We start from the raw sequence: 21,259 nt of genomic DNA on the forward strand, positions 1-21,259 counted from the left end.
CGCTAACCGTTGGGTGCAAAAGAATCAAAATGTATGTGCGCATGAGGCACACCGTGAGAACGCAGGAGATCGATGGCCGCTTCTATCATGCCGGGTCCGCCACACAAATACACTTCATGATCCTGCCAGTGGCCGTTGGCTGCCACCGTGGGCAGAAGACGGCGGGCACCTTTCCACTGCGTATCTTCGCCATCGGAAATGGTGGGTGTAAAAGTGAAATGGGCATACTGTCCGGCCCATTGCTGCAGTGTTTCCAGATGATAAAAATCCCGCTTTTTTTTGGCGCCGTAAAAAAGATGAATCGGGCGGGTTTGCCCTGTGTGCATACTTTCCTGAATGATGGCTTCAATGGGTGCCAATCCCGTTCCTGCGGCAATACAAAGCAGGGGCCGCGTATTATCCTGGAGGGCGAAGTCTCCTTGTGGCGGTCCGAGCGTGATTACTTCGCCGGGCTGTGCCCGGTAAAAAAGCCAGCGACTGAACAGACCACCCGGAAGTTCACGAATATGAAAAACCAACTCGCCCCGGTCCTGCGGAGGGGTGGCCATGGAGTAAGAACGCCATTGATTTTCCTGTCCCGGCACGGCCATCCGTGCATATTGCCCGCTTCGGTATGGATAGGGTTTTTCCGGCCGTAACCGCAGTTCCAGCACATTCCAGGCCAGTTTGCTCAACCCCACAATTTCAGTATTCCAGATGTCCCCGGAAATCACTTCAGCTTGCAGCCGCAGATTACTGCGCGGATATAGCTTGCACAAAATGGCCATGCCCGCAGCGCGCTCGGTTGGCAATAAAAGCAGGGGCATGAAGGGTCCTTGCTCACTTTCTCCGGACAGGATGGTGCCCTTGCAATCTCCGCAGGAACCGCTGGCGCATCCATGTTTAATGGCCACATGATGGGCTTTTGCCGCTTCGACAATATTCTGGTTTTCATCCGCCTTGAAGCGGATACCGGAGGGCTCCAGACAAATTTCGTATTCCATGGCGTCACCTCATCAGCGTGGCGCAGCGGAAATATCCCTGCGCCACCGGTATGCTCGAATCACACAGCAGGCGGAACGTCGTCGATGGTGACCGGGACAAAACGGGAAGGAGCCATCGCCTCATAGGCTGCCTCAATACAAACCGTGGACGCGAGGTTGTAGGCCTCAATCCAGGATTCTGCCATTTCCTGAGTCCATGCAGCGCCCAGAAAATGTTTCAGGGTATTGAGCAGGCTTTTACCGACGATGGGATAATGTTCCGGACGCGTATCATATTTGATGTGTGAAATGCCCAGTTCTTTCAGATAGGGGACCAACACTTCCAGATTGTCGATAGTGGTCGCAATCAGAATGACCGAATTAAAAAGCCGAATACGTTGTTCGGTCATGTCTCCCGGAAACATTTTCCGGACTTCCGGAAAATGCGTAAACATATAATTATAAAAGTGCTCGGCAACCGGAACACCCAGGTCTTTCACAGCTGCACCACTGGACTGGATCAGTTGAATATTGATGCTCATTTATTAGTTACTCCTACTATATGAAACAAATGAAGACAGATACCTACTTGTGTGCTACGGCCCCAGTGTAACGAGCTATCATTGGACATTCCTTGACTTTGATCAAGTTCGCATTCCTTACCTTGTTGTGTTGATAGAGACGATTTCTCGTTAAACATGGATTATGTGAGTGGCCCGATATGACGTGCTCGCATGGCCGCACCAATTTCGACCAGGGTATCCCTCGACAACAATTGTAGGGCTACGGGAAAGATTTCATTGTTTTCGAGGATAATGTGGGCGCGATTCATGGCGATGAAAGCGGTTGGAGAAAGATGAACTTCTTTTCCCGCCACTACCGCTTCCAAATCTTGAGAAAGTTTTGACCATGCTTTTTCTAGATCACGATGCTGTAGGCTCAGATTATGTAAGGGAGCACGTAGGTTTTCTGGAAAATCGGGGTGAGCAGTGAGTAAAGGGAAAAGATTTTGTTCTTCATCGTCATGATGAAGGCGTTCAGCCTGACTGAAATATTTGAGGACACGCCTAACAGCCTGCCTGGCTTCCTCATCTTGTCCATGACTGACCAGATGTGCAGGCAACTGTTCAAGCGTTTCGCAATGGCTCAAAATTTTGTTATGACAGGCCAGCAGTAGACCAATAGGATCATCAAAGTCAGGAGCAGTAACAAAAAGTGACATGATAAAGGTACTCCTTTGCGTCGGGAAAGAAGGAAGACGTCTGTGTTTCTCCCTGCGTCACGATTCTTAATCGTGCTAGCGGCAGGGGGGTGGTGATTACGTAGGTTTTGGGAACATTGCAACCAGGCTCTACATTTTGACTTCGGCCCAACCTTCATTATGACGTTTCATCAGCTCTGCCATGCCTCCAGCCACTACATTCACTCCGGGAGCCAATTGACGCGCCGTAATATGCAGTCGACGCATGGATGTTTGACAGGCTATACGAAACGAACTCCACGCATCTGTAAATGGTAATTTCCATGGCATCTGGAACATTCTTCAAGAGCATTTGCAGGCCAGGCCCCCAGGCCAACACTTCCAACCGGGCAGGTGGAATGCCGACCTTGTGGACGATGTGAGTGACTGCACCAAGAGTCATCGTCAACGCTGATGGTTTTGCTGAGTCGACTTCAAAGAGCATTCGGTAAGGTCCGTGGCCCCAAGCAGGCTTATTGGCAGCCCACGCCACCCCATAACTGAGCAATAGTGAAAATAACAAAGCAGTATGGTTATAAGCCATTTCGTAGGCTTTTCTTTTGCGGCTTTGATTGTCGTTGCAGATCTGCTTCTACGTGTGAACGGTTGATTCAATACCTCAAAAGTAAAAACTCTGTGCAGGCTGTATAGTAAGTAATTATTCCATATCATCTTAAGGCTCCATTGTTAATGGGCAGTTTCGGTAAAAGATTAATCAAATACATCAATAGTAAGCGTCGTTTTGGCTCTTCTGTACCAGGAAACCCATGGCTCAACGAGAGAGAAAATTTTCATTTTGTTCTTTAGCGGTAGTGGGCAGACAGAATGATAGCAAAGGATACTCAATCACGAGAAATATCAGCGACTGAGATGTGCCGTGAGATTTGCTCTGGTTCTATACAGCAACCAAACCAATAACAAACATAAGATAGATAATATAATATATATACCGAAACCTAAGGCGTAGCCGTTGATACCCACTAATGCAACGATATCTCCTAGTATCGGAGGAATTGCGAAACCACCAAGACACCCCAATCCTCCGACCCAACCCGCAGTGCCACCTACAGCATCTGGTACGTAATGTGGGACCAGTTTAAACACTGCAGCATTATTCACCCCCATACCCGCACCAACCAATATTTCCCCAATGATGGTTAACCATAACAAGCTGGAAAAAGTCATAATTACAGATCCAACTAGCAATACAATCAGCGAAATAACTGCGGTCTTTTCGCCACCCATCTCGTCAGACAATTTTCCACCATAAACACGAATAAATGCTGCAATTAATGAAAATACCGCAGTAAGCACTACGGAATGAAATGCACCCACATGGAAATACGTTTGCCAGAAAATAGGCAACCATGCAGTTAACGCAAGAAATCCGCCAAAATTTGTAAAATACAGAATAACTAGAGGCCAGGTCCGCCAATGCTTTGCCGATAAAAGGAGCGTATGCCAGGTTCCGCCAGTAGGAAAAAGCTCTTGACCGTACTTTTTGGCTTCCTCAGTAGCACGAGCAGTATCATGGTTTCGTTTATAGAATTGGTAATATGGTGCATTCAATCCCATGAGGTAATAAATTATTATTCCAACGATAATAATTGCCAAGGAAAACAAATACCCACCCCAAAGGCCGACGGTCATAATAACAGCCGGCAATATCAAGACAACAAATCCCGGTGATGAATCACCGAGTCCACCAAAAACGGCGAGCGCCCATCCTTGTTTCTTTTTTGAGTACCAATACGATACCTGTCCAATACCAACAGAGAATGTGGCAATTCCACACCCTGCTAGTGCACCAAAGGTTAATAGCATCGGATAGTATTTTGCCGTAAGATGATTCGGATATAGCGTCAGAAGCATCCAATAAAGCCCGGCAATACCAATAACAGATGCTATTAGCAATACAAGAAAGGGTAATCGACCACCATTCCTGTCAACAGATGCACCAAAGGGTATGCGCAGCAGGGATCCAGTGAGCATAGGCATAGCTACCAGTAGTCCCACTTGTTGGGGAGACAGGTGCATAGCTTTCAGAAAGATGTGTGCGGTTGGCCCAAACAGGGAAACAGACCCTGCACCAATAAAAAATCCTATGGTTGCGCCAATTAATGCGCGGTTGGCCGATCCGGTTACTGTGGGTTGGGTGGCTCCCACGTTACCTCCATTTTATAATAATAATGATCAATCGAATTTTCCCAAAAGATTCCGCTTTAATAGAAGATGTATTCTCTCTATTAAACGACGGAACGAATCTTTGAGCGTACCAACTGATAAGGCCTGACAACATAATTTAATGGTACGGTCCATATATGCACAAGCCTACTGAAAGGAAAAAGGAGAAATACAGTAAATCCACAAAACATGTGCACCTTATAGATCAATGGAATGTTTATAATGAGTTGCGGATTGGCTTGAAACTCGGCAATGCTTCGAACATAATGAATAAGTATTTCCATATTTTGGACATGATCATGAATCACTTCGGGCACACTGATGAATTGGGTGCCCAAACCAAAGCAAAGTGTTATCAATAACCATACTAATATAATAATATCCATAGGGCGACTAGCGTAACGCACTTTTGGATCAAGCACTCTGCGTAATAAAAGCATGACTCCACCAACCATTGCCACCACTCCGGCTGTGATACCTGCGCTAGCAGCAAGCCATTGATGCTCGACAGGATCTAAACCTAGCCATTCCAGAATGTCGGTCAGAAGTCCAGTAAAATGACCGAGAAAAAGCGTCAGTATGCCTATATGCCAGAGATTACTCGCCCACATCATATAGCGTTTCGATGCCAAAATTTGGCTGGAATAACTAGTCCAGCCGGCTTGCTCACGTTCATAGCGAATAATTGAACCCAACAAGAATATTGTTCCGGCTATGTAAGGATAGATGCCAAACAAGAAGGTATTCCAAGACCAGATCATACAGAAACTCCTGATGAAATAGGTGAAAGAAAATGACTGCGATACAGTACTGGTTCTAATAAACGGGCATAGGGACTCTGTATTTCTGAAAGATTGTTTCGCAATATCTGAATACTTTCGTCTGCGCTGCTCAGAAAGATGTAAGACTCCTCTATCTCTAAGGTTGCCGCGAAATCCAAAACAACAGGTAGGAAGTCTGGCAACGCCCGAGCACCTGGAGCCCATCCATAAGTAGAGTAGTATTCAAGAAGTCGGACGAGAACGTCGCCTCGGCCACGATCATCCTCAGGAAGGATGTGATTACTCAGATGCAGGTCGCAACTGGGATTCCAGTCAAATGTATTCACATATAAAGCTTCTAATTGCAAAGGGGCCAGACTTTGCATCCACTTTATATGATCGTGCAACATAATAACTTCTTTCTTGTGCGCATTGTCTAGTGATTCTAGTGCGAAGGCGATCTCTGGTAGGTTCTGTAGGAGTTCGTCGTCTGGATAATCCAGTAGCAGTGCCACAACGTGCAAAATGGGTTGATGAAAGATACTCATACGTTTCCCCGGTGCCGAACGAAATGGAGCGGCTGCACGTTCGCCGCTGGTGTTTCTTTGCGACGCCTTGGGAATAGCTCTCCAGCGCTGATACCCACACTACTTTCGTTACCAAACACAAAGCCATTTTGTCCTTGAAAATCGTATGGATCATCCATCATGGTTTCCTGATGGCTGGTAGGGATCACAAACCGATCTTCATAATTGGCTATGGCCAGATACCGATACATATCCTGAGCGGTGGCCTCGTCCAAATCGGCTCCGTCTAAAACCTCTGTATTAGGCACGCCTTGAACATGTAGACTGCGCTGATAGGCTCGCATTGCAATGAGTTTTTTCAACGATGCGATTACTGGCTTATGGTTCCCCGCCGTAAAAAGACTGGCTAGATAGTCGATTGGTATACGCAATGATTCCAAGCGGGGGATTATGTCCTCTGCCTTACTCGGAATATTTCGTGGTGATATTTCGCGCCCCATAGGTGATAAAGGTGGGATATACCAGACCATGGGGAGGGTTCGGAATTCAGGATGCAAAGGTAGTGCTATTTTCCAGTCCATCGCCATTTTGTAAATAGGCGAGCGCTGTGCTGCATCAATCCAGGAATCAGGAACGTCATCGAGGCGTGCTTGTGCGATTACCTCTGGATCGTGCGGGTTAAGAAAAATGTTCATTTGTGCTTCATAAAGATCCTGTTCTTCAGTCGTGCCGGCCAGTTCAGCAATGCGGTCCGCATCGTACAACATAATGCCATTGTACCGTATACGTCCCACACAGGTGTCTGAGCAGATAGTTGGCAATCCTGATTCAACTCGGGGATAGCAAGCAATACATTTTTCCGATTTACCGGAGTCCCAATTGAAATATACCTTTTTATATGGGCACGCAGAGATACACATACGCCAACCGCGACAGCGATCCTGATCAATAAGAACAATGCCATCCTCTTCTCGTTTATAAATGGCCCCAGAAGGGCACGCAGCAACGCAGGCCGGATTTAAGCAATGGTTACACATGCGTGGTAAATAAAAAAGAAAGGTTTTCTCGAATTCCCCCAAAAGGTCTTTGCCTGGGACATCTCTAAGATTGTAATCTACAGATCGCGTTTGATAAGTACCACCCAATTGATCTTCCCAGTTCGCACTCCATTCAATTTTTTCCATAACCTGACCGCTCACCAGTGAAACTGGGCGTGCGACCGGTGCTGTTTCTGATAATTGTGCATTGAGGAGATGTGCATAGTCGTACGTAAAAGGTTCGTAGTAGTCCAAAATCTCGGGTAAATGTGGATTGGCAAAAATAGTCATCAGCTCCCAGAAACGACCACCTTGTTTTAGGGATAACTTACCATTCTTCAATATCCACCCGCCATGCCATTGGTCTTGATTTTCCCAGTTTTTGGGATAACCTATTCCTGGTTTGGTTTCGACATTATTGAACCAGATATATTCCGTTCCTCGACGGTTGGTCCAGGTATTTTTGCAGGTCACCGAGCATGTATGACAACCGATGCACTTATCTAGATTAAAAACGAGAGCAAATTGTGCACGTACTTTCATTGACTTTCCTCCACTGTTTGACGCAGTTCTTTCTCTAGATCCGAGCCTAACTGCTTTTCCATCCACGAGATTTGTGCATCGTCTACCTTGCGGATCAGTACTTCAGCATCGCGCTGACTTCCGACAGGTCCATAATAATTCAGTGTCCAGGCGAGTTGTGCATAGCCACCGATCATATGGGTCGGCTTTACAATTACTCGTGTAGCGCTGTTATTGATGCCACCACGTTTACCTGTGCTTGGCGCACCTGGAACATTCAGTGTTTTTTCCTGTTGGTGATACATGATGGCCACCCCTTCTGGAATGCGTTGGCTCACCACCGCACGTGCCATAAGGGCACCATTTTCATTAACTGCTTCTAACCAGTCGTTGTCAGATATTTTAAGCTGATCGGCATCTTTCTCGCTGAGCCAGATATGGGGACCCCCTCGGGAAAGATGCATCATGCGCAAATCGTCATGATAGGTGCTATGAATTCCCCATTTGTCGTGTGGCGTAAGAAACCGTAATACGATGCCACCCAGTTGGGCGATGGCCTCAGGCAAGCCTGCGACGGCGTGTGTGGTTAAGGGCGGGCGATAGGTACAAAGACCTTCACCAAAATCCAACATCCATTCATGATCCAGATAAAACTGACCACGTCCGGTGAGTGTTCTATAGGGCGTGGCATAGTGCACATTTACATATCCAGCATTGTAACTGACTTCTTCCGACATCAGCCCACTCCATGAAGGAGATGAAATCACCTTTCGGGGTTGTACTTGCAAGTCATGAAAGCTAAATTTCTCACCCCGGCGATCGTTGGCAAGTTTGGTTAGAGAAAGTCCAGTTTTGGTGCTCAACGACAGCCATCCTTTATGCGCCACTTCTCCGTTAGTCTCCGGGGAGAGATGAAGAACCATATTGCATGCGTTGATATCACTCTCAAGGGAGGGGCGAGCGTCTTCTTTACCCTTTCCTGAAGAAGGGAATGTTCCGTTAATCGCCAGCAATTCCGAAATTTCTTGCCCGGTCTCCCAATGCTCGCCCTTTGCACCATTGCCGTGAGTGGCCAGCAGCGGTCCAATGCTGCTGTACTGTTCATAAATATGCGGATAATCACGTTCCACAATTTCAAAATTTGGACAAGTACGTCCAGGCTCTGGAATTTTTCCTTCACGTTTCCAATCGCTGACTCCCACAGCTTGTCCCAGCTCATTAGGGGTATCGTGAAGTAGTGAAATAGCAAGCAAATCCTTTCTTTTCCCGAGATGTTTTTCAGCAAGTGTTGAAAAGCTTTTGGCTAAATGCCGAAAAATCTGCCAATCGCTGCGACTTTCCCAACCTGGATCCACTGCAGCACCAAGAGGGTGGATGAAGGGATGCATGTCTGTGGTGTTCAGGTCGTCCTTTTCGTACCATGTAGCCGTTGGCAGGATAATATCCGCATAGGCCCCAGTGCTATTTAACCTAAAGTTGATATCTATCATTAAGTCCAGTTTGCCAACGGGGGCTTTCTCGTGCCACTGGATTTCTTGCGAAGCTCTGCCCGAGCCATCTTCTCCCAGCACGGCATTTTCGGCCCCGAGAAGATGCTTGAGAAAGTATTCATGACCTTTCGCGTTGGTACCGATCAGGTTACTGCGCCAGACGAACAGATTGCGCGGCCAATTCTCTTGGTGGTCAATATCTTCACTGGCAAAAGTGAGATGTCCGTTATGAAGTTCATGAGCAACATAATCCGCAACACCTTTTGAATCCTGGCTGGCGGCTTCGGCGATATCTAATGGGTTACTTTGAAAGTGGGGTGCGGCGGGAAGCCATCCCAAACGCTCGGCCACAATATTGTAATCTGCCAAGGTATGGCCTTTGTAGCTGGCTTTTGCGGCAGGATGCATGAGGCTATCAGCGGTGACGCGCTCATAGCGCCATTGGTCCGTATGTAAATACCAGTAACTAGTCCCCGCTGCTTGGCGCGAGTGTAGATGCCAATCGCTGGCAAAAGCCAAAGGTAACCACCCAGCCTGGGGTCGAAGTGCTTCCTGACCAACATAATGTGCCCAGCCTCCACCACTTTGACCAACACATCCACAAAGATGCACAAGATTAATAATTGACCGATAATTCATATCGTTATGGTACCAATGATTGGTTCCGGCACCGACAATCACCATGGACTTCCCTTGTGTAAGCACGGCGTTTTCCGCAAACTCTTGCGCGATTCTTATGCAATTCTCTTGTGGAATACCGGTAATGCCTTGCTGCCAAGCTGGAGTGAAAAGCTGATTGCTATCTGTATAGTTTGCATCGGTCGTGCCTTCGATTTCGGCACGGTTGACGCCATATTGTGCAAGCAACAGATCAAAGACGGAACAAACAAATTGTTCACCATGCGTAGTTTGTAAACGGCGCGCCGGGATCTTGCGTTCAACCAGCTTTGCTTGGCCGTCACTATTGCCATAATCAGGGAAAACCACTTGGAGCACGATATCTTGTAACCCTAAGCAGGATAATTCTGCTTCAATGCATTCATTCGTTGTCGCATCTTCTTGTAGCAGGTTCCAGTTACCCTCAGTTTGACTCCACCGAAAACCTATGGATCCTTTGGGGCATCGATAACTCTCGCTTTTCGAATCATAAACGATAGTTTTCCATTCGGGATTTTCATTTTGACCCAGCTGATTATCAAAATCAGAGGCCCGTAAAAAGCGATCGCTGGTGTATCGGGTATCATCCAACGGTCTTAAGAGTATTTGCATCGGCAGGTCAGTGAATTGTCTTGCATAATCTTGAAAGTAGGATGTCTTTTTTTGCAAAAAGAATTCCTGTAATACCACATGACCCATTGCTAAAAATAAAGCAGCATCGGTGCCCGCTCGTACAGGTAACCACTCATCGGCAAATTTTACGTATTCCGCATAATCTGGGGCTATCGCGACGACTTTGGTACCTTTATATCTGACTTCAGAATAAAAATGGGCATCAGGGGTACGTGTCGCCGGAATATTGGTTCCAGCTACGATGATATAGGTAGAATTATACCAATCGGCTGATTCTGGTACGTCGGTCTGCTCTCCCCAGACTTGAGGTGAAGATGGTGGGAGGTCGCAATACCAATCATAGAAACTCAGTGGTACGCCCCCAATCAATGAAAGATACCGTGTTCCAGCAGCGTAGCTGATCATCGACATTGCAGGAATGACGGAGAATCCGGCGATACGATCAGGTCCGTAACGTAATATGGTATAAATATTCGCAGCCGCAATGATTTCGTTGATTTCATCCCAGCTACTGCGGACGAAACCACCCAATCCACGCACTGCGATGTAACTACTGCGTTTTTTTGGGTCTTCCTGAATGGCTCTCCAAGCTTCTACTGGATCTTTCCCCGTGGCTCTTTCATGGCGATATAGCTCCAGCAACCGTCCACGGATCATGGGGTATTTGATACGATGAGGACTATATAAATACCAGGAAAAACTGGCACCACGTTGACAACCGCGAGGTTCGTGGTTGGGTAGGTCTGGACGCGTTTGCGGGTAATCGTGTGCCTGCATCTCAAAAACAACCAGTCCGTTTTTGACATGGACATTCCAACTGCAACCGCCTGTACAGTTTACACCATGCGTCGTGCGTACTACCTTGTCATACCGCCAGCGATGCCGATATGCGTCTTCCCAGAGGCGATCATCCTGCAATTTGACACCATGTCCATCCGAGAAGGATTCGTGGTAACGAACTAAATACTTCAGGCGATCCAGCAAATGACTCATAAAGAACTCCTTCGATAATGTTTCAGCCGCCTCAGCCTATAGGATAGGCTTATAAACTTAATTCATGCGCACAACATGCTTTCTGACCACGCCTGAGTCTGCTTTGAATATTTTTTATTCTTTTCGGTAGTAGAAACCTGTTCCTTAGATAATTTTCCTGTAGACACCAATTCAGTATGTAGCATTGATTCTCCCTCGCAATAACGCAGAGTTATAGGCCGCCAGCATGAGAACAGCCCAAAGAATGAGCATGTTGCGCATTCAGACCAATGCAGAGGCTGAATACACAAAGTCTCTACTTGAATTTGAGTTAATTCTGGTAAAGAAATCGCTTCGGCGCCACAGGCGCAGCATATTGCTTTGATAATCATAGACCTTATATCTTTAGGTGGACGTCAAAAACCACTAAACACCCCAGATTATAGCAAAGTTTTGTTATGGTGTGGGGTTTAGAGATTGAGTTTGCCCGGCACGGAGTTGAAGATTGGGCCGAAATCCGCTCCTTTACTTCGATGCCGACAACGTTTCTGCCACGATCATTGAAGCCTCCAGTTCAGGCATGAAGGACCCGACGCCAGAACAAAAACTTCATCGGGGTCCCAAAAAAGTTACCATCTAGCTCATCTTCTGGTAGTTATGTGATCGTCAAATATGAGCTTCCGGCCATCTAGAGTCTCGACACTCAGGCTATCCAGCACACACCAGGGATTCTGCGCAGGATAAATATCTGCCTCCAGTTTTACGCTATCGGTCGTGCAGAAAGAAATGGTTTGTGAAGAAAGGGAGGATGGCATAGGGAAATCTCCTTATAGAGAGTTAAATATCGATCTACAACCCATTAAGCTGGCACAATTTGCCTTCGATAGCGATACCAACCCAACGGGATAAGAATCATGAGAATTAAAGCACCTATCATGGAGGGAGCATAAATGTTCTCTGCCATATGTCCCGGAGGGATCAGGCCGATAAACAGACAGGCGAGTGAAGTCATAAAGCCAATTCCGGCAACCAGCCAGAGCCCCCAGTTGCGGCCACCCGGAACGCGATAGGGTCGCGGCACATCTGGATGTGTGTAACGCAATCGGATGGCAGCCGTAAAAAGTAACAGATACATGAAGCAATAGAGTACAACGGCCAGAGAGGTCAGCAGCAGAAAGGCTGTATTGACCGGCATCACCAGAATGAGCAGGGCTACCACGCTCATAAAAACGGCTTGCAACAAAAGGAGATTACGCGGTACTCCATGCCGGTTGGCTTCCTGGAAAGAGGCAGGCAGAATACCGCTTTGTGAGGCGGCCCACATCCCTTTAATCGGTCCTAAAATCCAGGTACTGACTTGGCCCGCAGCGCCAAAAGCCACAAGAAAAGCGGCCAGGGGCAGCAAAAAACTCAAATGCCAGGTGCTAAACAATGCCTGTAAAGCCTGGATAGTTCCAGAGACCATGTTTAAATGAGCTATTGGTACGACTACTGCGATAGCCAGGCCTCCCAACAATGTTACGACAAAGCCCAGAATTGCGGCGGAAAAGACCGCAATGGGATAGTTGCGCCGTACATTTCTGACTTCCCGGGCATGCCCGGCAGATACCTCAATACCGGCTACCCCGAAAATAAAACTGAGAAAAAGCAGCAGATGATGTTCAGGATTCACCAATGGCAACCAGTTATCTGCAGTGAGTGCAAGCTTCAGATAAATGGGGTTTCCTTGAATGATATAGAATACAGCCATGATGATCAGTACTGCACTGGGTAAGAGGACGCCACTGCTGAGGCAGACTGTGGAAATCATTCCGGATGTTCGCGTCCCACGCATGTTAGCGGCCGTAGCTCCCCAGTAAACCACAAGAATGATCCCAAAAATAAACCAGCGATTGGTGGCCAGCTGCGGATCGAATGCATAGCATAAGTTGACAGCAACGTAGGCCAGAATGGAGGCAATGCCGAATATGCTTTGGGCCCATTGCAACCAGATCGCTGTAAATCCCCAGGAAGTGCCATAGGCCTCTTCAATCCAGTGGAATACGCCATTTTTGGGCCAGGCAGTAGCCAGTTCAGCTGCGACCAGGGCAATGGGAATCAGAAAGGCAAACACGGTCACGATATTGAAGAAAACCATTTGCAGACCAGTGCCGGCCATCATTGGCATGTTCCGTAACGTAAAAAACAATGCGGCCGTCATCATCGTAAGCGTAACCACTCCAATGGAACGCCCTTTGACGGGAATAGCGGGAGTACTGGTACGGGCGGTTACTAAATCAGGCTTCTGTGTGTCCAAAATCACTCCTTAATGGATGGAGAAAGCTGGTTTCTCGACATTTTAAGTGGGTAGCCTAGGATCCAGTTTACCCAGGATCGATAAGCCATGCTGATAAAGTTCTTGTGGGTACGGTAACCCCGCGCTTTCGCCTTGGCGGATTGGATGAGACTGTTGAAACCTTCAAAAATTCCGTTATTGATTTGGCTCTCAGACCAGCGGAGTGCGCTATCCCAATGGTTCATGATGGTGTAGGCGAACTTGACGATAGGCGTCAAGCAGCTGGACTTGGCGCTTTCCAACCAGGCTTTCAAAAGTGGGGCACCCTGGTGGCGATTCTTGATCGTATAGATGTCCTGGAAGGCCAGGCGATACTGGTAGGCCTGCTCAGTCTTGAGGTTCTGGTTCTGGAGTGATTCCTGCAGTTTCGCTTTCAGGTTGCGGTCATTCTTGAGCCATACCCAGCGCGTCTTTTTGAGATCTGGCCGGGTGAGCGCTTCCGAGCGGTGGACATGGTCCACGGCTTCATTATTAACCCGGCCCTTAAATACACGACCATCCTGTGATAATACTTAGAGCATGGAAAGGATCGACGTGCGCAGCTTGACGATGGAAGGGAGGCGGATGCTTCGCCAGATGGTGGTTCGTCTGCGCAAGCAATCCGGGATGAGCGTGAAAGAGTTGACCAAGGTATCTGGCGCACATCCCACGACCATTAAAGGCTGATTGGCGCGGGCGCGTACAGAAGGAGAAAAAGGGCTGGGAGAGAAGCGCCGGGGTCGGCCGGTAGGTGCCTGTCGCAAACTGACCCTGGCCGCCGAGGCCTGGATACGCGATCAGATCGTCAAGGGTAACCCTCAGCAAATAAAGTTGCCTTTTGCGCTCTGGACGCGACCGGCGATACGCGCGCTGATTCGAGACCATTTTGGGGTGGATCTACGGGAGCGTCTGGTGGGTAAGTATCTCAAACCTGAAGTTTCACCAATTTCCATGAGATACAGTTTGCCGAATGCTACGCCACCATACGCATGAGCATCTGCGTGAATGATTTATGAGGGGGTTGGCAGAGATGGGGCCAAAGTCCCAGAAAATGGTCGGAGAGTGCTTCATCTGCAATCAGTTTGCGGACATCGGAGAAGGCGAAACTGGTCCGTCCCTTGACGATATGGCGGCGTTTGGGATCGGCCGTGATCCGGTCGGCGTAAATCCAGGTCAGGGTGGTGGCGAGCAAGCAGAAATGGAGATGGTTGGTGACGGCATCAGCGGTCCGGGTCTGGGTGCGGGCGCTCCCGATTTCTTGTTTGATTTCTTTGAAGCCGGCTTCGATTTTCCAGCGGGCCCCATAGTATTCGACGATTTGGGTGACAGAGAGAGTCAGATCTGTCGTGAAGAACGCCACCCACTGGGTTTTGCGAAAGACCCAGACCACCCGTACCGGGCAGCGCAGGGTTTTGAGCAGGAAGATCTGATCATAGGCGCGTATCTCCCGCGCTTTGCCATAAAGCTGGGCCGTGTACTTTTGCGCCTGCGCCCGCAAAGACGTCGCCAGCTCGGTCACTGAACCGCAACGATCCCCATATTTGCGGGGCCGACCCTTGGCGGTCCGGGCCGCATCCGCTGGCTCTGCATATAGGACCGTACTACTGCGCAAGCGGGACAACAGGTGGATGGATGGTTCCGCTGCATTCAGGGGTTTCCACAGGCCATTGTTCCCGAACCAGCTGTCGCAGACGATCAGAGGAGAGTGGCCGCTGAAATGGGTAGCCACCGGCAGGATCATGGCCGCAGCCTGGGCCATTTTTGACTGAAAGACCGGCACCCGTCCATGACGGCGGACGTTAATCTTGCCGGCCGCAATGTCCTTCTGCCGATGGTAGAAGCGACAGCCCAGCGGCAGACAGGCCCAGCGGCCTTTGATGGGCTTGAGCAGGCCGAGCATGACGATATTCTGTGCCCAGGGATAAGTGGGATGATTCACCTTGGCGGTATGATCGAAGAAAAAGCCGCAGCCGAAGATCCGCTTGCCGGTTTTGTCGTTGAGGGTGTCATCGAGGGCCAAGATCAGTCGCCCATCGACCAGCGGGGACGGAATCAGATTCCAGGCAATCGGCCAGAGGCGATCCCAGGCCAGTTGGGTGGAGGCCATGAAGAGGTAGAAACGGCGGGCGTTCACATCCAGACCAAAGAGGGTCTGCAGGGAGCGCAGCAGATTGCTGCTCATGGAGGAGGTGAAGGGGACCATGATAGCCAACAGGATAAAGAGGAACCAGTGAGCCCGTTCGCGCCCTAGTCGCGAATCCGAAAATGCCGATTGGAAAGGGAGGAGTAAATCGCGTAGCATGGACATCGAACAGGGCCTCTTGCGTTTTATAATCAGTGAGTTAATGAACATTCATTATATCGCGGAAGGCGGTTCTGTTCATTCTTATCTGGCTGATTCACAAGAAATAAAACAAAAAAACAGGGTAACCAAATAGCGCGTTAATAAGTATAATTCATATATAAATAATAATATTTAATGACCGGCCTTTTTGTTAACCATGCCGATTTTCCTCGCGGAAAAACGGTGAAACTTCAGTCTCAAACGGTGAAACTTCAGTCTCAAACGTTGGGGCTTCACTCCGCAACGCCCTGTCAAAAGGGCATTGGAGCAGAATCCAGGAGCAGTCCGTCAGTGGTTGGAACAGGATTATCCCCGCCTGCGCGCACAAGCGGCCCAAGAGGCAGCGGTGATTTATTGGGGGGACGAGACGACCGTCAAGGAAGATGTCCATTGGGTGCGCGGGTATACGCCTCGGGGACAAACGCTGGTATTGGCGGTTCCCGCCCGATGGACCACGCTCTCCATGATCTCGGCGATTTCTCCGCAGGGCAAAGTCGCTTTCCAGATTGTCGAAGGCAGCATTGATGCGGAGCGTTTCATCTCTTTTCTCACCGCCTTGATTCAGGACGCGCCCCAGAAAATCTATCTGGTCGTCGATAATCTGCGGGCCCATCATGCCAAAGTGGTAACGGTTTGGCTGGCAGATAAAAAAGACCGCATTGAACTGGCCTTTCTGCCGCCCTATGCGCCAGAATCCAACCCCGACGAATAACTGAATCGGGATTTCAAAACTGCTCTGCGCACAGGTGCAGTCAGTACGGACAAAAACTCTTTAATGGCAAAGGCAACGGCTTTCATGGATCGTCTGTGCCAAATGCCACAAAAGGTCGCCAGCTATTTTCGCCACCCTTCTGCCCGCTATGCTATGTCGGGTATTTAAGGGCCGAATTAATAATTGGAATTACATGGTCGGCGTCTGTCACAACGATCGTTACTACATAATACCAAGAATGGTTGCTACCAAACTGACTGACATTCAGAAAAAAGGGTTTACATCATTGGATGTTGCAACAATTCGTGGAAGGCAGCAGCAATTGATGCAAGTCATATATGGATGCATTGTCTAGCCAGCTGTTGCTGGAAAAATTGCGCAGCGGCGGCCAGTTGCAGGGTATCCATGCGGTGAGAATTCAGCGCCCGGCAACGTGGTCGCTCACGGCTCCGGAACGATGCAGCAAATCCATCAGGGCTGCCAGGGCTGCTGCAGGCTCCTGCTGGGCGTGATTCACCACGCAATCCGGGTGTTCGGGTTCTTCGTAGGGATCATCTACGCCCGTAAATCCTTTGATTTCTCCGCGCAAAGCTTTGGCGTAAAGCCCCTTGGGGTCACGTTCGGCACAGAGCGCCAGGGGCGTCGCTACATGCACCTCCAGAAAAAGCCCGCCCGCTTCTTCCACCAGGCGTCGGGCTTCAGCGCGTGCCTGTCGATAAGGAGAAATGGCTGCTACCACCGCAATGCCGCCGTGGCGTGCCACCAGACTGGCGACAAAACCAATACGGCGGATATTTTCATCGCGATCGTCGCGACTGAAGCTTAAGCCCTTGGACAGAAAACGGCGGATAATGTCGCCGTCGAGCATGGTTACCGCACGTTCATCCTCCGCTTCGAGCTGTCGCACCAACATCCCCGCCAGCGTACTTTTGCCACTGGCGGAAAGGCCCGTAAACCAGATGACCAACCCGCGTCGATCCGCGCCACGATAAGCCTGACGCAAAATTCTGATCACCTCCGGGGGAGAAAACCATTCGGGAATTTCCTCGCGGTTGGCGAGCTTGCGGCGCAATTCGGTCCCCGAGATGCCTGCCAGGGCTTCACCATTGGCTTCACTGACCGGAACGTATTGGCGTCGGGTGGGAGAGTAGGCGAATTCCGGGAGGAATATGCCGGAAATACCCATTTTCTGTGCGTGCCGGGCAAATAGTTCCTGGGCAGCAAAAGTGGGATAAAACAGGCCACCAGCAGAAGCACCAGGGTCTGCATGGCCCCGCCCGATAATAAAATGAGTCGCACCAAAATTGCTCCGGATCAGAGCGTGCCACAGAGCCTCGCGGGGCCCGGCCATGCGCATGGCCAAGGGCAGGGGAGAAAGCAACGCCTGCCCCTGCGGATAATGATCCAGTACGGCGCGGTACACCCGCATGCGATAGGCGGCCTCTATGTCTCCGGGTTTGGTGGGCCCGATGGCGGGGTGCAGCAAGAGTTTGGCACCCGTTCCGGCCTGCTCCAGACCCGCCCGGGTGACGGCAATGTGGGCATGATGCAGAGGATTACGGGTTTGGAAGGCAACCACCGGGTGCTGTCCCGTCCACTGGGCACGCAGTTGCGCGGGAGTCTGATATTCAGGCGGAAACTCCACCGCAGCAGCCCGGCTGAGCGTCTGGGCATCCCAGGGTGTGACCGTACCCCCCACATACCAGGAACCCCGGTCAAACAGCTCCGCTACCCCGGGATGGTTTCTGTCCGTGCTGCCATAAACTGCCTCGGCCTCCAGTTTTTTGTCCGGTTGATAACACTCCGAGACCGTCAAGGCGGCGAGTGGTGTGCCGTCGCTGCGTTCCAGGCGCAAACGGTCACCCGCACGCAAAGTGCTGCCCAGAGCATCATCTACATCCAGCACAACAGGGATGGGCCAAAGTGTACCATCCCGAAGGCGCATATTTTCCACCACGGATTGCCAGTCGGCCTGATCCAGAAAGCCCGTCAGTGGCGCAAATGCGCCCGTCAGCAGCAACTCAAGATCACAACGCTGGCGCAGCGTCAGTACATGTACGGCATTATTTTTCATGGGAAGGCGTTCAGGCGCTTAGTGGAAAAACGGGCAGGTGGGCCAGCGCGATGACTTCTGCCCATTGCTCTGCATTGCCCTCGGTGCAAATGGCGGCAACGGCAGCGACTTCGGCTTCAGCCTGAGCCATTAGCGTGCGCATGGCTGCCAAAGATCAAAATAACTTGTCCAAGGTAATGCTTTTGGGTCTGTTAACATCAATGCCTTCCAGCAGTAGTTCTACAGATTGAACTGTGCAAGAGTGTCATACCATGTTGATTCTGATGCTCTTTATTATCATCGAGTGCATCAATGATTGGCAAAACTTAGCAGTAATTGATGAAATTCACAACTGCTTAACCGAGAGGCGAGTATACGGAATGATTCGGACAGATTCAATAAACTGGTTGTTCAGCATCTCATGGATGTCTGCGACAACCGGATAAGCACTGTTGATTTTTTGAGATTATCTACTACTCTCAATAAGGAGACATTCATTCAATTTGGATGTTGATTATTGCAATTTCACGACGAAAAAACGGAGGGAACACCTATGAAGCCTCATGTTGTCGTTCTTGGTGGTAATTTTGCTGGTCTCGCTTCAGCACAAAAAGTGCGTGAACTGTGTGGAGAGTCGGTGCGTATCACCGTTATTGATCGTAAGAATTTCTTGTTATTTGTGCCTAATGTGCCCGCCGAAGTATTTGAGGGACGCGATCCCAGTAAAACCCTGGCGATGGATATCCCGAGCACTTTGGATGAAGATGATATTGGTTTTATTCAGGCCGAAATCAAAGCCATTGATCCGGATGCCAAGCGTGTGGATTTTGTACCGAATGAGCGTCCCGGTGCTGCGCCCGAAAGCATGTCTTATGACTATCTGGTTGTCGCCGTAGGTAATCGTCTGGCCTATGATAAAATCGAAGGTTTTGCCGAACACGGCCATACGGTCAGCGATTTTTACTACGGTAACAAATTACGTCACTTCCTGGCCCATGAATACAAAGGTGGTCCGGTAGCCATTGGTTCTGCCCGTTTCCATCAAGGCGATGGGACCAAAGACATCAAGTTATATGGTGGTCATGCTTTCCCCACTGCCGAAGCCGCCTGTGAAGGCCCGCCCGTGGAAACCATGTTGTCCATGGCTACCTGGTTAGGTCAGCACGGCAAGGGTGGTCCCGATAAAGTCACGGTGTTTACCCCAGCTTCCCTGATTGCTGAAGATGCTGGTGAAAAAGTAGTGGGCAAGCTTCTCGAAATCGCCGGGGGCATGGGTTTTAATTATGTTAATGAAGCCAAAGATATTACTCGGATAACCAAGGACGGTATTGAACTGGCCAGTGGTAAAAATATTGAAGCCGAATTAAAACTGGTTTTCCCGGACTGGGTTCCTCATGATTTCATGAAGGGACTGCCCATCAGTGATAATGAAGGCTTTGTGGTAACCGATGTGACCATGCGTAATCCCAAGTATCCCAATGTGTTTGCAGCAGGTGACGCGGCTGCCATTACGGTGCCGAAGCTGGGCGGAATTGGTCACGCCCAAAGCGAAATTGTCGCCAAGCAAATCGCCAAGGATCTGGGGAAAATGGCTCCGGCGGAAGCCGACAAGCCTCTGGAACCCGTAGTCTATTGTATTGGTGACATGGGGAATAATCAGGCCTTTTATATTCGTTCCAACAGCTGGTTTGGTGGTCCTGATCAGGTTCTGAAAATGGGCCATATGCCCTTCTTGCTGAAAATGCAGTACAAAAATCTCTTCTTCAAGACGAAAGGTAAAATGCCGGAATGGGGGCTTGATGCTTCTAAATTACTGGCCGAAAAACTCTTCGCAGCCTGAAAAACGAGGGCCGCGAGGCCCTCTTTTACTATTGGCATGATATAAATCAAGGGAGATGCATTATGGTAGCACAAGAATCTTTCACCCCTCAACTCACACCAGAACAATGGGCAGGTCTTGCCCGCTTGGGCGACCTTGCCCATGGTAGCGAAAGCTTTATGGGTAGCCCGGCAGGAAACCTTCCCATGGACCTGGCGCTCAAAGCCGGCACATGGAATGAAAGCTACGATCTGGAAGGGAGCATTGAAGAGTTGCTTGATACGCTTAAAGTCCTGCGTGAAAGCGGTCTTTTGTCTCTCATTCGTGAAAATGCCGCTTTTGTGACTGAAAGCATAGCATTAATGAAGCCTTTCATCCCCGGTCTGCTGAGTAAACTCCATGAAATGCCTTTGGCGGAATGGTTATCTGCCCTGCAGATGTTTGGCGAAATCATCCCGAAAATAAATGCCTTTATGGACTTTCTTCAGGGGCCCGCAGGTAGTGCTGTGGTGGCCAAAATCAAGGAACTGGGTGATATCTGGCAGGAAACCTCAGCTGATACCACCATTGTCGAGGCTTTGCGCCTGCTGAAACAGATGCAGGATGACGGCAACCTGCAGCGCGTTGCAGACCTCAGTCGTCAGATCGGTCTTTTTGCTGAAACTATTGACCTGGAAAGCTTACTGGGGCAATTCGTGCAGAAAAGCGAAGGCAATCCGCTGGTCAATTCCGCCGCGAGCCTGATGCAAAGCGGAAAATTAATGGCTGCCGCCCTTGCGGATGCTGCCGAACATGAGGCCACCGGCAAAGCCGGAGGACTATCCGGTCTGTATCACATGCTCAAAGATCCCGATGTGCAACGGGGTATGCGCGTGGTGGCAGTATTGCCCGTTTATCTCGAAAAAGCGGGTGTTCTGCCCAAGCACAAAGATTAATCTTTTTATTGTTTCAGGAAAGGGTACCGGAAGAACAACGCATTTTGACCCTTGAATAACTCCAGCCGGTGCCTGCAATCTACATAAATCCATTAGG

The 21,259-nt window shown here is 49.5% G+C and carries 15 protein-coding genes and 2 pseudogenes; 5 read left to right on the forward strand and 12 right to left on the reverse strand.

Annotation, left to right across the window (positions count from 1 at the left end; genetic code table 11):
* Nucleotides 1–2 precede the first annotated feature (2 nt).
* From HAP95_RS04280 to HAP95_RS04325, 10 genes and pseudogenes are all read right to left on the reverse strand, one after another.
* The gene (locus tag HAP95_RS04280; protein WP_215883102.1) at nucleotides 3–983 is read right to left on the reverse strand and encodes a 2Fe-2S iron-sulfur cluster-binding protein; all 981 of its coding nucleotides are present in this window, start codon (nucleotides 981–983) and stop codon (nucleotides 3–5) included.
* 59 nt (nucleotides 984–1,042) lie between these two features.
* Complete coding sequence (locus HAP95_RS04285) at nucleotides 1,043–1,504, reverse strand: globin domain-containing protein (RefSeq protein ID WP_153940836.1); 462 nt, start codon at nucleotides 1,502–1,504, stop codon at nucleotides 1,043–1,045.
* Nucleotides 1,505–1,665: 161 nt separating this feature from the next.
* Nucleotides 1,666–2,184 (reverse strand): hemerythrin domain-containing protein, encoded by a 519-nt coding sequence (locus HAP95_RS04290; protein ID WP_215883103.1) that lies wholly within the window; start codon nucleotides 2,182–2,184, stop codon nucleotides 1,666–1,668.
* A gap of 876 nt (nucleotides 2,185–3,060) precedes the next feature.
* Nucleotides 3,061–4,368, reverse strand: a complete 1,308-nt coding sequence (locus tag HAP95_RS04295) for an MFS transporter (RefSeq protein WP_215883104.1) — start codon at nucleotides 4,366–4,368, stop codon at nucleotides 3,061–3,063.
* Nucleotides 4,369–4,448: 80 nt separating this feature from the next.
* The gene (narI, locus tag HAP95_RS04300; RefSeq protein ID WP_215883105.1) at nucleotides 4,449–5,147 is read right to left on the reverse strand and encodes a respiratory nitrate reductase subunit gamma; all 699 of its coding nucleotides are present in this window, start codon (nucleotides 5,145–5,147) and stop codon (nucleotides 4,449–4,451) included.
* Nucleotides 5,144–5,695, reverse strand: a complete 552-nt coding sequence (narJ, locus tag HAP95_RS04305) for a nitrate reductase molybdenum cofactor assembly chaperone (RefSeq protein WP_035219302.1) — start codon at nucleotides 5,693–5,695, stop codon at nucleotides 5,144–5,146. Before narJ ends, narI begins: the two co-directional genes overlap by 4 nt.
* Entirely contained in the window at nucleotides 5,692–7,254 is a 1,563-nt protein-coding gene (gene narH, locus HAP95_RS04310; protein ID WP_065957866.1) for a nitrate reductase subunit beta, read from the reverse strand. Before narH ends, narJ begins: the two co-directional genes overlap by 4 nt.
* Nucleotides 7,251–11,006 carry a nitrate reductase subunit alpha gene (locus HAP95_RS04315; protein WP_215883106.1) on the reverse strand — a complete coding sequence of 1,252 codons (3,756 nt, stop codon included), beginning with the start codon at nucleotides 11,004–11,006 and terminating at the stop codon, nucleotides 7,251–7,253. Before HAP95_RS04315 ends, narH begins: the two co-directional genes overlap by 4 nt.
* Nucleotides 11,007–11,844: 838 nt before the next feature.
* Nucleotides 11,845–13,281 (reverse strand): APC family permease, encoded by a 1,437-nt coding sequence (locus tag HAP95_RS04320; RefSeq protein WP_215883107.1) that lies wholly within the window; start codon nucleotides 13,279–13,281, stop codon nucleotides 11,845–11,847.
* 42 nt (nucleotides 13,282–13,323) lie between these two features.
* Nucleotides 13,324–13,790, reverse strand: a pseudogene (locus HAP95_RS04325) (transposase); the annotation flags it as partial.
* A gap of 64 nt (nucleotides 13,791–13,854) precedes the next feature.
* Here HAP95_RS04325 and HAP95_RS17265 point away from each other — a divergent pair.
* A complete protein-coding gene (locus HAP95_RS17265; RefSeq protein WP_264318813.1) occupies nucleotides 13,855–13,986 on the forward strand; it encodes a hypothetical protein in 132 nt (43 codons plus the stop codon).
* Nucleotides 13,987–14,292, forward strand: a complete 306-nt coding sequence (locus tag HAP95_RS17050) for a winged helix-turn-helix domain-containing protein (protein WP_024894287.1) — start codon at nucleotides 13,987–13,989, stop codon at nucleotides 14,290–14,292.
* On the opposite strand, the gene HAP95_RS04335 is transcribed toward HAP95_RS17050, so the two are convergent.
* The gene (locus HAP95_RS04335; protein WP_215883108.1) at nucleotides 14,273–15,607 is read right to left on the reverse strand and encodes an IS701 family transposase; all 1,335 of its coding nucleotides are present in this window, start codon (nucleotides 15,605–15,607) and stop codon (nucleotides 14,273–14,275) included. The two genes, HAP95_RS17050 and HAP95_RS04335, sit on opposite strands and share 20 nt — an antisense overlap.
* Before the next feature lie 265 nt (nucleotides 15,608–15,872).
* On the opposite strand from HAP95_RS04335, the pseudogene HAP95_RS04340 reads away from it, so the two are divergent.
* Nucleotides 15,873–16,355, forward strand: a pseudogene (locus tag HAP95_RS04340) (IS630 family transposase); the annotation flags it as partial.
* Nucleotides 16,356–16,773: 418 nt separating this feature from the next.
* Here the strand turns inward: HAP95_RS04340 and sat are convergent.
* Complete coding sequence (gene sat, locus HAP95_RS04345; protein WP_215883109.1) at nucleotides 16,774–18,429, reverse strand: sulfate adenylyltransferase; 1,656 nt, start codon at nucleotides 18,427–18,429, stop codon at nucleotides 16,774–16,776.
* Between the two features lie 532 nt (nucleotides 18,430–18,961).
* On the opposite strand from sat, the gene HAP95_RS04355 reads away from it, so the two are divergent.
* Both HAP95_RS04355 and HAP95_RS04360 read left to right on the forward strand, forming a co-directional pair.
* Nucleotides 18,962–20,248 carry an NAD(P)/FAD-dependent oxidoreductase gene (locus HAP95_RS04355; RefSeq protein ID WP_010638587.1) on the forward strand — a complete coding sequence of 429 codons (1,287 nt, stop codon included), beginning with the start codon at nucleotides 18,962–18,964 and terminating at the stop codon, nucleotides 20,246–20,248.
* Nucleotides 20,249–20,310: 62 nt separating this feature from the next.
* A complete protein-coding gene (locus HAP95_RS04360; protein ID WP_215883110.1) occupies nucleotides 20,311–21,162 on the forward strand; it encodes a DUF1641 domain-containing protein in 852 nt (283 codons plus the stop codon).
* Nucleotides 21,163–21,259: the final 97 nt, after the last annotated feature.

Source organism: Acidithiobacillus sulfurivorans, from assembly GCF_018853815.1.
In the GTDB taxonomy this organism is placed as follows: Bacteria; Pseudomonadota; Gammaproteobacteria; order Acidithiobacillales; family Acidithiobacillaceae; genus Acidithiobacillus; species Acidithiobacillus sulfurivorans.